General features: G+C 34.1%; 13 protein-coding genes. 7 read left to right on the forward strand and 6 right to left on the reverse strand.

Annotated features, from left to right (window positions below; genetic code table 11):
* The 4 genes from JS605_RS00005 to JS605_RS00020 form a co-directional block, all read left to right on the forward strand.
* On the forward strand, positions 1 to 2690 hold a 2690-nt coding region (locus JS605_RS00005; RefSeq protein ID WP_203255661.1), incomplete at its 5' end, for an HYR domain-containing protein.
* A gap of 10 nt (positions 2691 to 2700) precedes the next feature.
* The gene (locus tag JS605_RS00010) at positions 2701 to 3621 is read left to right on the forward strand and encodes a PorP/SprF family type IX secretion system membrane protein (RefSeq protein ID WP_203255662.1); all 921 of its coding nucleotides are present in this window, start codon (positions 2701 to 2703) and stop codon (positions 3619 to 3621) included.
* Positions 3622 to 3639: 18 nt separating this feature from the next.
* A complete protein-coding gene (locus JS605_RS00015) occupies positions 3640 to 5562 on the forward strand; it encodes an OmpA family protein (protein ID WP_239000212.1) in 1923 nt (640 codons plus the stop codon).
* 66 nt (positions 5563 to 5628) lie between these two features.
* Positions 5629 to 7569 carry an OmpA family protein gene (locus tag JS605_RS00020; RefSeq protein ID WP_203255663.1) on the forward strand — a complete coding sequence of 647 codons (1941 nt, stop codon included), beginning with the start codon at positions 5629 to 5631 and terminating at the stop codon, positions 7567 to 7569.
* An 890-nt stretch (positions 7570 to 8459) separates the two neighbouring features.
* On the opposite strand, the gene JS605_RS00025 is transcribed toward JS605_RS00020, so the two are convergent.
* Complete coding sequence (locus tag JS605_RS00025; RefSeq protein ID WP_203255664.1) at positions 8460 to 8954, reverse strand: CAP domain-containing protein; 495 nt, start codon at positions 8952 to 8954, stop codon at positions 8460 to 8462.
* A gap of 167 nt (positions 8955 to 9121) precedes the next feature.
* Positions 9122 to 9769, reverse strand: a complete 648-nt coding sequence (pdxH, locus tag JS605_RS00030) for a pyridoxamine 5'-phosphate oxidase (RefSeq protein ID WP_203255665.1) — start codon at positions 9767 to 9769, stop codon at positions 9122 to 9124.
* A gap of 108 nt (positions 9770 to 9877) precedes the next feature.
* On the opposite strand from pdxH, the gene JS605_RS00035 reads away from it, so the two are divergent.
* Positions 9878 to 10291 carry a hypothetical protein gene (locus tag JS605_RS00035; protein ID WP_203255666.1) on the forward strand — a complete coding sequence of 138 codons (414 nt, stop codon included), beginning with the start codon at positions 9878 to 9880 and terminating at the stop codon, positions 10289 to 10291.
* Here JS605_RS00035 and JS605_RS00040 read toward each other — a convergent pair.
* From JS605_RS00040 to pyrR, 4 genes are read right to left on the reverse strand one after another with little or no spacing between them, the layout of a single operon-like run.
* Positions 10284 to 11192 (reverse strand): ribonuclease Z, encoded by a 909-nt coding sequence (locus JS605_RS00040; RefSeq protein ID WP_203255667.1) that lies wholly within the window; start codon positions 11190 to 11192, stop codon positions 10284 to 10286. The genes JS605_RS00035 and JS605_RS00040 overlap by 8 nt on opposite strands.
* Before the next feature lie 5 nt (positions 11193 to 11197).
* Positions 11198 to 11530, reverse strand: a complete 333-nt coding sequence (locus JS605_RS00045) for a ribonuclease Z (protein WP_203255668.1) — start codon at positions 11528 to 11530, stop codon at positions 11198 to 11200.
* A 3-nt stretch (positions 11531 to 11533) separates the two neighbouring features.
* Positions 11534 to 12463, reverse strand: coding sequence for an aspartate carbamoyltransferase catalytic subunit (locus JS605_RS00050; RefSeq protein WP_203255669.1), 930 nt, complete (start codon positions 12461 to 12463; stop codon positions 11534 to 11536).
* Positions 12464 to 12470: 7 nt separating this feature from the next.
* The gene (pyrR, locus tag JS605_RS00055; RefSeq protein WP_203255670.1) at positions 12471 to 13010 is read right to left on the reverse strand and encodes a bifunctional pyr operon transcriptional regulator/uracil phosphoribosyltransferase PyrR; all 540 of its coding nucleotides are present in this window, start codon (positions 13008 to 13010) and stop codon (positions 12471 to 12473) included.
* A 148-nt stretch (positions 13011 to 13158) separates the two neighbouring features.
* On the opposite strand from pyrR, the gene JS605_RS00060 reads away from it, so the two are divergent.
* Together JS605_RS00060 and JS605_RS00065 are read left to right on the forward strand one after the other, a co-directional pair.
* A complete protein-coding gene (locus tag JS605_RS00060; RefSeq protein ID WP_203255671.1) occupies positions 13159 to 13710 on the forward strand; it encodes an NUDIX hydrolase in 552 nt (183 codons plus the stop codon).
* A 57-nt stretch (positions 13711 to 13767) separates the two neighbouring features.
* Complete coding sequence (locus JS605_RS00065) at positions 13768 to 14253, forward strand: acetyl-CoA carboxylase biotin carboxyl carrier protein subunit (protein ID WP_203255672.1); 486 nt, start codon at positions 13768 to 13770, stop codon at positions 14251 to 14253.

The raw sequence follows: 14253 nt of genomic DNA on the forward strand, positions 1-14253 counted from the left end.
GTTCTTTATTCCCAGTAGGAACTACAACTAATACCTTCGAAGTTACTGATGCTGCCGGGAACACCGCTACCTGTAGCTTTGACGTAACGGTAACAGATAACGAGGACCCGACCATTACCTGTCCCGCGCCTATTAACGTAAATGTTGATACAAGTGAATGTGGAGCCATTGTAACATATACCGCGCCGGTGGGTACGGACAATAATGCCTCGGGTACGGTAACAACAACACAAATTGCTGGTCTGCCTTCGGGATCACTGTTCCCTGTGGGGACTACGACCAATACCTTCGAGGTTACAGATGCTGCTGGGAACACCGCTACCTGTAGCTTTGACGTTACGGTTGTGGATGACGAAGACCCAACTATAGCTTGTCCTGCTGATATTACTGTAAACACCTCTGACGATGCAACTGGTAATTGTTCTACCAATGCTGCTCTTGGTACTCCAGATACTGATGATAACTGTTCGGTGGCTTCTGTTGTAGCTCAGGTAAACGGAGCTGATATCGATCCTGCTACCTTTGAGTTCCCATTGGGAGATACTACAGTAACTTGGATTGTGACCGATGGTAGTGGCAACACGGCTAACTGTATGCAAAACGTTACGGTTGTGGATGACGAAGACCCAACTATAACTTGTCCTGCTGATATTACTGTAAACACCTCTGACGATGCAACTGGTAATTGTTCTACCACTGCTGCTCTTGGTACTCCAGATACTAATGATAACTGTTCGGTGGCTTCTGTTGTAGCTCAGGTAAACGGAGCTGATATCGATCCCGCTACCTTTGAGTTCCCATTGGGAGATACTACAGTAACTTGGATTGTGACCGATGGTAGTGGCAACACGGCTAACTGTACGCAAAACGTTACGGTTGTGGATGACGAAGACCCAACTATAACTTGTCCTGCTGATATTACCGTAAATGCAGATCCAGGCTTATGTTCTGCTTCAAACGTAGACTTAGGAGAACCTATTACTAACGATAACTGTGCCGTAGCAACAGTACTAAACAATGCGCTAGAGCCATTTGCCCTAGGTCAAACTACTGTAACGTGGACCGTTACTGATGAGTCAGGAAATACAGCTACTTGCGAACAAATTATTACTGTTGTAGATGGGGAATTACCCGAAATCATATGTCCACCTGCATTAACCGTAAATGTTGATCCAGGAACTTGCGAAGCTACAAATGTAGATTTAGGTAGCTTAAATGCACAGGATTGTACAGATGTTACTATTACAAACAATGCACCCTCTACATTTCCATTAGGTAATACTACCGTAATATGGACAGTAACAGACCTAGCAGGAAACAGTGAAACCTGTGAACAAATAGTAACTGTTGAGGATAACATTCCTCCAACATTTATAGAAGCACTTCCAACTGATATAACTGTTGAATGTGATAACGTACCAGAAGAAGAAACACTTACAGCTACTGATAATTGTAGTGATGCTATTGTGACTTTTAACGAAATAAGAATAGATGGTTCTTGTGTTTCTAATTACATATTGGAACGTACATGGACTGCCACAGACGAAGCAGGTTTAACAACTGTACATACGCAAACCATTACGGTTGAAGATACTACACCTCCTTCTTTTGTTGAAAGATTACCAGAAGATATTACTGTTGAATGTGATGCAATTCCAACACCTGATGATATTTCTGCTACAGACAACTGTAGCTCAGCAACCGTTACAACAGATGATATAATTGTTGATGGACCTTGTGTTGGCACATATACAATTGAACGAACATATACAGCTACTGACGAATGTGGCTTATCAGTATCCTATACTCAAACTATTAATGTAGAAGATACGACTGCACCTGTACCTTTAGAGACAATAGAAGATACTGTTACTGTTAGTTGTACTGATATACCTGAGGTTCCTGAAATTCAATTTGAGGATAATTGTTCCACAGATATAGTAGTTGTATTTAATGAAGTCAATGGATTTGACGATACAGTATTTGAAGATTATCAAATAATTAGAACTTGGACAGTAAGAGATGCTTGTAACAACGAAGCAACCTACACCCAAACATTAAATGTTCTGCTAGATGAAATTATTACAGAAGTTAATGGTCCAGACAGGTGTTTTGATGATGGTATTGTTGACTTAAATGAATTCCTAATTTCAGAAAACAAAGAAGGTACATGGGAATTAGTTGAAGGTAACACCCAAGCAGAGTTAAATGGCAATATATTTAATCCAACAACTCTAGAACCATCTTTAGACTTTTTACCAAACAATGGCGATTCTATTACCTATGTTTTCAGATATACCGGATTAGATGCAGGTTGTATTAATATTACAGAAGTAACTATGGCAATAAACCCAGATTGTGTAGTATTACCATGTGGAGATACAGATGTTGTAATTTCCAAAGCACTTACGCCTAATGGAGATGGTTTTAATGATAGCTTTGACATTATGGGTATAGAACTATGTGGATTTACCGCTAATGTTAAAATATTTAACCGTTGGGGTGCATTAGTTTATGAATCTAGTAACTATACGCTAGGAGAAGGTCAAGGTTCATGGCAAGGAAATGCTCACAAATCCTCTGTTGGATCTGCAGGTAAAGTACCAAACGGAACGTACTATTACATTATTAATTTAGAAAATAGTGGATTACCACCTTACACTGGCCCTATCTACATCGGAACCAAATAAAACGTAACCTATGAAACCTATTAAACATTACATAATTGCTTTTGCGTTATTAAGTTGTACTGTTGGAATTGCACAACAATTACCTCAATTTACACAGTACATGTATAACACAATTTCTATTAACCCAGCTTATGCTGGTAGTAGAGAAGCTTTAAGCATTGTTGGATTACACAGAAGCCAATGGGTTGGTTTTGATGGTGGCCCTATTACACAAACACTTTCTATACATTCCCCTTTAAGAAATGATAGAATAGGTTTAGGATTATCTTTTATTGAAGACGATTTAGGACCTGAAAACTTCACATATTTATATGGGGACTTTTCGTATACGCTTCCAGTAGGTACAACCGGTAAATTAGCATTTGGTATAAAAGGTGGATTTACCAGTTACAGTTTAGATCCTGATTTTAGAAATTCTCAAAGTTTTGACCCTTCTATTAGAGGTGTTCAAGACAGATGGACACCTAACATAGGTTTAGGTTTATTTTATCATACTAATAGATTCTATATTGGTGCTTCCGCTCCCAGAGTTTTAAACACTGATAGAAATACTGACGAAGGTTTTGAGGCTCTTGAAAGATTGAGTTATTATGCTATTGCTGGTGTTGTAATAGACCTTAATGAATCTATTAAATTTAAACCTTCTACATTATTGAAAGCAACAAACGGTGCGCCTTTATCATTTGATTTTACAGCTAATTTCTTATTTAACGAGAAGTTTTGGTTGGGTGCCTCATATAGACTTAATCAAGATACAGGAGCTTTTGGTGGTTTTGCAGATATCCAAGTGTCAAGACAATTGCGCTTAGGTTATTCTTACGAAAAACCTATTTCTGAAATTAGAAACTACACTAGCGGTACTCATGAAGTATTATTGATATACGAATTTAAATTCTTAAGTTCTAAACTAAAATCTCCTAGATATTTCTAAAAACGGCAAGTATTCATTATGAAATTAAAAACTTACATATTAGTTTCTATAGCTTTATTAATGGTATCCGTAGCGTTTGCGCAACCTGGTAAACAAAAAAGAGCAGACACACTATTTAATAAATTTTCATTTGTTAAGGCTGCCGAAGTTTATAAAGATCTTATAAAAAACAACTACAATAAAGATTATGCCACAAGACAATTGGCTGATTGTTATGCGTATTTAAGAAATCCATCTGCTGCAGCGAGATATTATAAACGTGTTGTAGAGCAGGATAATGTACCGATTGAGTATTATTATAGCTATGCTCAGGCCTTAAGAGGTATAAAAAAATATGAAGAATCCAGAGAATGGATGCAACGTTTTAAAGATTCTGGAGGTGTCACAAACACAGATAGTTTTGAAAAAGACCAGATGTTTATGGCACACGTATTTAGCTCAAAGAAACAGTACTTTTTAAAACGCACAAGAATTAATTCAAAATTTAGCGATTTTGGAGCTATAGAGCATGATGGAAAGGTATATTTTGCATCTTCAAGAGACGAGGGTGTCTCTGTAAAACGTGTTTATGGCTGGAATGAACAACCTTTTCTAGATGTATATGTTACTGAAAAAGGAGGTAAACGCAGTGTAAACCATACTCACAAACTTAAGGGAGATGTTAATTCTATTTATCATGATGGTCCAGTAGTTATTACCAAAGATGGAAAAACCATGTATTTCTCTAGAAATGCTGCCAACAAATATGGTAAAGAAAATGACAAAAAAGGAGTTAGCACCATAAACATTTACAAAGCTACGCTTAAAGATAGCCTTTGGACTGATGTTGAAAAACTATCTATAAATAGTAATGAATATTCAACACAGCATCCTGCATTAAATAAAGATAACACGCGCCTCTATTTTTCATCAGATATGCCAGGTGGTTATGGTGGTTCTGATATTTACTATGCAGATATCAACCCTGACGGCACCTTTGGAACTCCAATAAATGCTGGAGAAGTGGTAAACACAAAAGATGCAGAAGGAACGCCATTTATTAATAATGAAGGCATATTGTTCTTTTCATCTGATGGACACTTGGGCTTAGGTTTATTAGATGTTTTTGGCACTGTAACTGATGAAAACGGTACCATTACAGATGTAGTAAACTTAGGGGTTCCCGTAAATTCTGAAAAGGATGATTTCGCTTTCACTATGAACCAAGACGGTTTAACGGGCTATTTCTCTTCAAACAGAAGAGGTGGACGAGGGGATGATGATATTTATGAATATTACCGAAAACCTTTATTAAACGTTCAAGGTCAAGTAGTAGATGCCATCAATAGTAAACCTATTCCTAATTCGGAAATAAACTTATTTGATGCTGACGGCAATAAAATTGCATACATGGTCACAGATAAAGATGGCTACTACAATATTAATATAGACAGAAATAAAGACTATAAAATTGTAGCGAGTTTAGACAAATACATAGATGATTATAGAGAATTCACATCAAAGAATATATCTAGTATCGAATCTGTAATCGTAGCAAACTTAATTTTAAATCCTGTTCAAAATGTAGAAGTATTGGCAAACTTATCTTTAAACACAATTTACTTTGATTTTGATAAGCACAATATTCGTGAAGATGCCAAAAAAGAACTGGATAAAATAGTCAATTTAATGAACAACGATTACCCAGAAATGGTTATCAGAATCGAATCACATACCGATTCCAGAGGTTCATTAAGCTATAATGATAGGCTATCTATAGATCGGGCAAATGCAACCTACGACTATTTAATTTCAAACGGCGTAGACCCAAGCCGTATTACTGAACATAAAGGTTTTGGAGAAAGGCGATTAACCAATGGGTGCGAGGATGGTGCAAAATGTGAAGATGAACAACACCAACTTAATCGTAGAACTCAATTTATAGTTGTTCAGATGGAATAGAAATAACAAGCTAACTACTTGTAGAAGTATTATATAACTATTGTTTTAATAAAAAAACAAGACCCAATGAAACCAAAAAACTACTTATTAATCGTTGCTTCATGCGTACTTTCGTTAAGTATTTATGCCCAACAAGGTTTACAAAAAAGAGCAGATAGTCTTTTTAACAAATTTGCTTTTGTGGATGCCTCAGAAGCTTACAAAAAATTAGTAGAGAAGAATTATAATGCAGCATATGCCACTAGGCAGTTGGGAGACTGTTACGCCTACATGCGTAACCCCGAAAAAGCAGTTGAGTATTATAAAAGTGCTGTTGCCCAAGAAAATGTTCCTATTGAATATTATTACAAGTATGCACAAGCATTAAGAGGTATAAAAAATTATAAAACATCTAGGGTTTGGTTAAAAAAGTTTGAAGAAGCGGGAGGCGTAATCGATAAAAATAAAATCACTAAAGATCCAGATTTTATAACCGCTGTTTTCAATGCAAAACATCAATATTCCTTAAAAGACGTAAACTTTAATTCTGAATTAAGTGATTTTGGAGCATTTGAACATGATGATCAAGTCTATTTCACATCTTCGGCAGATAAAGGCGTATCTACAAAGCATTTGTATGCTTGGAATGAACAGCCTTTTTTAGACGTTTACGTTACAGAAAAAGATACTGACACCATTATTCATCATTTATCTAAACTAAAAGGAGATGTAAACTCTGTGTATCACGACGGCCCTGTTGTTATCACTAAAGATGGGAAAACCATGTATTTTTCCAGAAATAATTTTAACGATAAAAAACTGGGAAAGGACAAGTATGGCATTAGTAACCTCAAAACTTATAAAGCATCCCTTATAGGTGGAGAATGGACTAATATTAAAGAATTACCATTTAATAGTGATGAATATTCCGTTGGTCACCCAAGTCTTAATAATGATGAAACTAAATTATACTTTGCTTCAGACATGCCAGGTGGTTTTGGAGGTTCTGATATTTACTATGTAGATATTGAAAAGAATGGCAACTACGGAAAACCTCAAAATGCAGGAGAAATCATCAATACTAAAAGAAATGAATTATTCCCTTTTATAAACACAGAAAACATTCTCTTCTTTTCATCTGATGGGCATTTCGGATTAGGCCTACTCGATATATTCGCAACAGTTTATGATGAAAACGGTACACTTTCAGATGTTGTAAATCTTGGAGTTCCAGTAAATTCAAACAAAGATGATTTTTCATTTTTTATGAATGATGATGGCCTCACAGGTTACATTGCTTCAAATAGGGATGGCGGAAAAGGAGATGATGATATTTACGCGTATAACCGAATTCCTCGCCTAAAAATTGAAGGTACAGTTATAGATTCTGTTGGTAACACTCCTGTCCAAAATGCTATTGTAACACTATTAGATAGTGATGGAAACAAAATAGCTTTTGTTGAAACAGATGAAAATGGAGAATACCAAATAAACATTGATAGAGATACTGATTATGTTGTTACAGCAAATAAAGAAGGGTATCCAGAATACACTACTTCTGTCACAACTAAAGGTTTAGATAATACTATTAAATCTATTACAGTAGATTTCGAGATAAGCCCAATACAGGAAGCTGTTGAAGAAGATATAGAACCTGAATTAATAATTGATGATCTTGGTCCTATTTATTTTAATTTTGATAGTGCTAAAATAAGATCTGATGATTCTGAAGAGTTAACCAGAATTGTAGACCTTATGGTTAACAAATACCCAGAGATGACCATTAAAATAGAATCCCATACAGATTCCAGAGGTCCCGCTTCATATAATGATACTTTATCAACTAGGAGAGCAAATGCAACGTATAGTTATTTAATATCTAAAGGTGTTGATGCCTCTAGGATAATAGAATATAAAGGCTATGGCGAACAAAAACTCACAAACGATTGTGATGGTACTAAACGCTGTACTGAAGATCAACACAAGCTTAACAGACGTACTAACTTTATAGTTGTAAAAGTGAAATAATTCCAAAGCTTAGTTTAATAATAATTAAAAACCATCAAGAGTTAACTTTTGATGGTTTTTTTATATTTACGCTATCACAACATCTTACAATTTGAAAAATTTAAAAAATAGTATTGATGAGTTAGTTGAGTTTGGAAGCAAACCAATATTGAATATTAATGAAAATGAATCTAAAATACTAGTATTATTAACTGAGTTGTATTGTTTACATCTAACGTAAGTTAGATACACTATGTATTGACAATCAATTACTTATGATGTTAAATATTATCACTATGTCATTCCGAACGAGGAACGAGGAGGAATCTCATCATAATGAGATATCTTGTCGCTCTTTCGACATGACAAAAAAGTGTTTTTTCAGTATATTATATTAATAACAGCTTATTTATTGGTTTTTAAATCGAACTCACGTTACTTAAAAATGGATTATCGATAACTTTACAGTGAAACTTGTGATAATTACTCCTAAGTTTAAATATGAAGATGTTAGATGATTTATAGCAATTGATTTCCTAAACTATGGTTGGTACTAGCGGATATCGTTAAAGATATGATGGACGTAAAATGGACGATTGAAAACGAAAGTTTTAATAACGGCCTGTAGTTATTTAAATTTTTGATGCAATACCATTGTGAGCAACACTTAGTAAACTTTTTAAAATATGTAAAAGATCTTAAATCATGAAATAAATTACTTAGCACTATATAATACAAAGCTTAAACCCTTCCATTTCTGAAAGGGTTTATTCCTAAAGCTAAATTTAATAACAACTAAGTTATCAATATAACCTTGCTAATGACTAATTCAAATTAAATATCAAATTTAATTATGCTGTTATATTAATCAGTAATTAAACAGGTTACGTGTTTATTGTATCAAATACAATTTATTTCTTAATAAAGATGTTGGTAAAATACCATCTACCATCAATATCTTTCTCTGCGGACACCTCAAAATCAGTAAAATCTCCTTCTATATTTTTTTTGTGAGACTCACTACGCATCCATGCATTTACTACAGATTCGGCCGATGAATACCCATAAGCTACATTTTCTGATACATTTTTAGCGCCTGCATTATTTTTTAAGTAATTGCTTCTCGTAAAAAAATTAGCATGAGACACCGTTTGAGTGTCTGCCATATAATCTGTATGGGTAAATGCTGTAGACTTAATAATTGTCATACTCTGTAGAGGCTGTAGACCCTCAGAGAGTCTATGATTGTTAATCAGTTCTAAAATTTCAACTTCGATAGGCTTGGTACTAGGAACAGTTTCATTAACAATTAGCGCTTCTGCTTTATCATCCATAGATTCTGGAGAGCATGAAAATAAGCTCAGGGTTATAACTGCCGCTAAGGCCAGTTTGGTTAGCAACTTCATAGGTTAAGTAAATTTAGATTTGGGATTATAAATCTACTTTCTAAACCACGGGATGAGCGTTAATGAAATGTTAAAATCGATTAAAAACATGTATTTCATCGAATTAAAATGTTTTTAATCGATGAAATACATTCTTGAAGTAAGTAAAAGTGTATTTCGTAGTGTTTTTAGGGAGATAATCGATTTATGCTCCAATTATAGTCCTCCATAAGACAGTATCTAATTCTATCATGAAGTCTATTAGGCCTTCCTTGCCAAAACTCAAATTCAGCAGGTTTTACTATGTAACCTCCCCAGTGAGAGGGACGTACTACTTCCTTGCCTTCATATTTGACTTCTAAAGTTTTTAGTTGTTGTTCTAGGAAAGCTCTGTCTGGCACTACTTCACTTTGATTAGATACCAAAGCCCCTAGCTGACTCCCCTTTGGTCTTGACTCAAAATAACCATCACTTAAATTAGGAGCTATTTTTTCTGCCTTTCCTTTGATGATGACTTGACGTTCTGCACCATGCCAAAAAAATGATAAACATACATTAGGGTTTTTACTAATAGCCTTTCCTTTTTCACTATTGTAATTAGTATAAAATATAAACCCTTCATAGGTAAATTTTTTAAGCAGTACTACCCTATTCTTGGGAAATCCATCTAATCCAATAGTAGAAATCGTCATAGCATTATTTTCATATTCTGAAAAATTCTTGTCTACATCGTAAAACCACTTTTGAAATAATTCTAAAGGATTCTCTGGTACATCCTGCAATGAGAGCTCCCCTTTCTCGTAAGATTTTCTATAATTACTTAAATCATTTTCCATACTACGAAATTAATGAAAAAATAGCCCTTCACATATGAGAAAATTAAGATAAACTTCTTAACTTCGGGAATCTCTCAAAATTTATTAATTTAAATTCGATACCTGCCCATGGAATTTGAAAAGTCTCCATATTTTGAGAGCTATAATCCTTACAAATTAGAACTTGCTTTTGGTCATTATTATTTTTGCAAAAACCTAATTGTAGCTGAACCATTTGAAGGTGTACATTTTAATTGGGATATGGCAAAAGTTTTAATTCATGAAATCCATAACCATTATGGTAAAAATACTAAAGTTTGTTATGTAGCAAATAGAATAAACGCCTACTCTATTGATCCGCAAAACTGGTTAAGAATTGAAAAAGAGTATGATACTTTAGTTGCCAGCGCTATTGTAGTTTACAATAAAGCATCATACATTAATGCCTCTTTAGAAAAACATTTTACCCAAAAAAGCATTAAAAGATGTCTTTCACTAGATGAAGCCTTGAATTGGGTTAAAAACTTAAAGGAATTTAATTAAAGTTAAAATGCTTCCCATCTTCAGCTAGTTTTACATTCTCAAACACAGTTTTAGCTTCAGTTTTAAATACTTCTAAGTTTGGGTAACGAGAAGAATAATGCCCCAAAATTAACGTACCTGCATTAGCTTGTTTTGCTATACTAGCCGCTTCTTTTGCTGTGGAATGTTTTGTCTTAGGGGCTAGATGTGCATGAGCATCTAAAAAAGTAGACTCATGATACAATACATCAACATCTTTTATAATAGGCACAATAGCCTCCCTATAAACTGTATCGCTACAAAATGCATAACTTTTAGACTTTTTAGGTTCAAAAGTTACAGTTTCGTTTTTAATTAAGATACCATCCTCGTTAGTAACATCAAAACCTTGCTTCAGCTTTCTATAATATGCTGTATTAATATTTGCTGTCTCCACGGCATCAATATTTATCTTTCTATCTCCCTTTTTTTCTTTAAACAAATAGCCATTGGTATATACTCGATGTTCTAGAGGAATGGTGTGGACTTCTACCCTATCATCTTCAAAAATTAATTGTGATTCTGTAGAGGACAATTCATGGAAAATAAGCTTATAATTCGTCCACGAATCTGCTAACTTCATTTGCAATGTAATCACTTCCTTAATACCTTTTGGTCCGTATATATGCAAATCTGCTTCTCTGGTTAGTAGTCGAAACGTAGATACCAAACCTGCCAAACCAAAAAAATGATCACCGTGTAAATGAGATATAAAAATATGCTTTATGCGATTGAATTTAACCTTGTGCTTACGCAATTGCACCTGAGTACCTTCTCCACAATCAATTAAAAACATATGGTTGGCTATTTCTAAAACCTGAGAAGTGGTATTTCCTAAAGTTCTTGGTGTTGCACTGTAGCAGCCTAAAATGGTTAATCTCATAGTTATTAAAACCCTAAATCGCGTTCCATTTCTTCCATCTCAATAATATCAAGAGCTTCTTGTTGTGTGGGTACCACAATAAGTTCTTCTGAAATATCATCTAAATTAACCTTATCTGATACTATAACGAATGAATGCCCCTCTCCTCTGTGGATATTGGAAATTTGAAGGAACTCTGCAATCACAGCAGCATCTATATGCTCCAAGGAAGTGAGAACAGTAATTATATTATCATTTTTAAACTTAGGATACAAAGCTTCTAGCTTTTTAACAAGCTCAACAACTGTGACCTTTTCTTGAGTAATAATGGCAATATTACCTTTTCTATCAATAATCATAACTTACTGTTTTATTTTTGAAGCTAATAAATAGATAACAGCCATCCTAACTGCAACTCCGTTTTGTACCTGATCTAATATAATGGCTTGTTTAGAATCTGCCACGTCACTTGTAATCTCTACACCCCTGTTAATTGGTCCAGGGTGCATTATGGTAATTTCCTTATCTAAACTATCTAATAATGCTTTATTTACCCCATATTGCTGCGTATATTCTCTTGTTGAGGGAAAGTAACTAATATCCATACGTTCGTTCTGTACACGAAGCATATTTGCTACATCACACCAGTTTAGAGCTTTTAGCAGATTGGTTTCAACCTTCACTCCTAATTTATCAATATATTTAGGAATCAAGGTTTTTGGCCCACAAACCATAACTTCCGCACCTTGTAGTTGTAGGGCAAAAATGTTAGATAACGCTACTCTACTATGTAATATATCTCCAACGATAACTACTTTCTTTCCTTTTACCTCTCCCAGTTTTTCGCGAATAGAATAAGAGTCCAGTAATGCTTGTGTAGGATGCTCATGTGCTCCATCACCAGCATTGATGATACTCGCATTTACATGCTTTGACAAAAATACCCCAGCTCCAGGATTAGGGTGCCGCATCACAACCATATCCACTTTCATGGATAAGATGTTATTCACAGTATCTATAAGCGTTTCCCCTTTTTTGACTGAGGATTGACTTGATGAAAAATTTATAACATCAGCAGATAATCGTTTCTCAGCAAGCTCAAAAGACAACTTTGTTCTTGTAGAATTTTCGAAAAATAAATTAGCAATGGTAATATCCCTTAAAGAAGGCACCTTTTTAATTGGTCTATTAATAACCTCTTTAAAATGGTCGGCTGTTTCAAAAATAAGTTGAATATCTTCTTTCTTAAGATACTTTATTCCCAGTAAGTGATTTACACTTAATTCGCTCATTTATTTTCTATTTATCTATTAAGTAAACGGAATCTTCTGTATCCTGCTCTTTCCAGTTTACTTTTACTTTTTCACTATTAATAACATCTACTTGTCTACCGCGATAATCAGGCTGTATTGGTAAGTGCCTGCTAAAGCGCCTATCTATCAATGTTAACAATTCAATCTCATTGGGCCTTCCAAAAGACTGTACTGCAGTTAATGCAGCTCTAATACTTCTTCCAGTGTACAATACATCATCTATAAAAACAATGTTTTTGTCTTCAACCAGAAAATCTATTTTTGTTTTATTGGCCTCAAGTGGTTTTTCACTTCTTCTGAAATCATCACGATAAAATGTAATGTCTAGATATCCTAACTTTATATCTTTTACATTGTAATCTTCCTTAAGAATTTTCGCAATCCTATCAGCTAGATATATGCCTCTAGGTTGCAATCCTATTAAAACTGTATTAGAGAAATCGTTGTGTTTTTCAATGAGTTGACAAGCCAATCGATGAAGAATGATGTTTACCTCTTTTGCGTTAAGTAAAACTTTCTGACTCATATACTACCCAAACGTATTTGGAGTACAAAGGTAATGCAAAAATTTATAATGCCTAGGGTTTACCCCGTTTTATAAAAACTAGGTTCTTGATTTAGTTTTTCAATGCTATTAGAGTAATTTTGTATAGATCTTTTTAATTATTGTAACCATGGATGAATTTATAGATGTGGCAACCAAAGAGGGGAAATTAACGGGCAGGCGTGAATTAAAATCCATTATTCATAATAAAGGGTTGTACCATCATACAGCCCATATTTGGCTATATACCAACGACAAAAAAATTCTTTTAGCACAACGATCACATAAAAAATCCATTTGTCCTTTATTGTGGGATGTCTCTGTAGCAGGACATATTGATGCAGGCGAGACACCACAACAAGCCGCCATTAGGGAAACTAAAGAAGAAATTGGTTTAGAGCTTTTAGAAGACGATTTAAAACTAATAGGTATTTTTAAATGCTTTCAAAACTATGATAACGGATTAATTGATAATGAATTTCATAATACTTATATGGCAGAACTTACAATACCATTATCTGCATTAACTCCCCAAGAAGATGAAGTTGAAGCACTAAAATTAGTCTCGTTTGAAGACTTTGAACATTTATTGGAACATATAGGCAAAGACAAACATCTAATAGCAACCAATAAAACATATTATCAAAAAGTATATCAAAATATAAGAGCCCAAATAGGTTAGTTTTTGCTCTAGTTTAAACCATAAATCTTGCTTATATTTACAGAAAGCAAGATACTTATGAGTGAAAATTTAAAAGTTAAGGTAAATACTAATCTTGATTTTGATATTAGCTTAGATGATATTTCTAACTTAGACATTAGTAAGCTTTCTAACCTAAATTATCACTTACTTTACAATAACAAATCCTTTCATTGTAACATCATTGATGCAGATTTCAGCAAAAAAATGTATCAGATTTCGATAAACAACACATTGTATAACGTTGAAATTTTTAATGATTTAGATGTGCTTATTAAAGACATGGGATTTTCTATTGAATCTAAAAAAGCAATTTCTTCAATCACAGCACCCATGCCTGGTTTAATCCTTGAAATTAATATTGAGGTTGGACAAGAAATAAAAGAGAACGACACTTTGCTTATACTTGAGGCTATGAAGATGGAAAATAGTATTACCTCACCTATTGATGGCACAGTAAAAGCTATTCACTCAAAAAAAGGAAATGCTGTAGATAAAGGCCAACTCATCATTGAATTTGAATAA

The sequence above is a fragment of the Hyunsoonleella ulvae genome, assembly GCF_016827605.1.
GTDB classification, from domain to species: Bacteria; Bacteroidota; Bacteroidia; order Flavobacteriales; family Flavobacteriaceae; genus Jejuia; species Jejuia ulvae.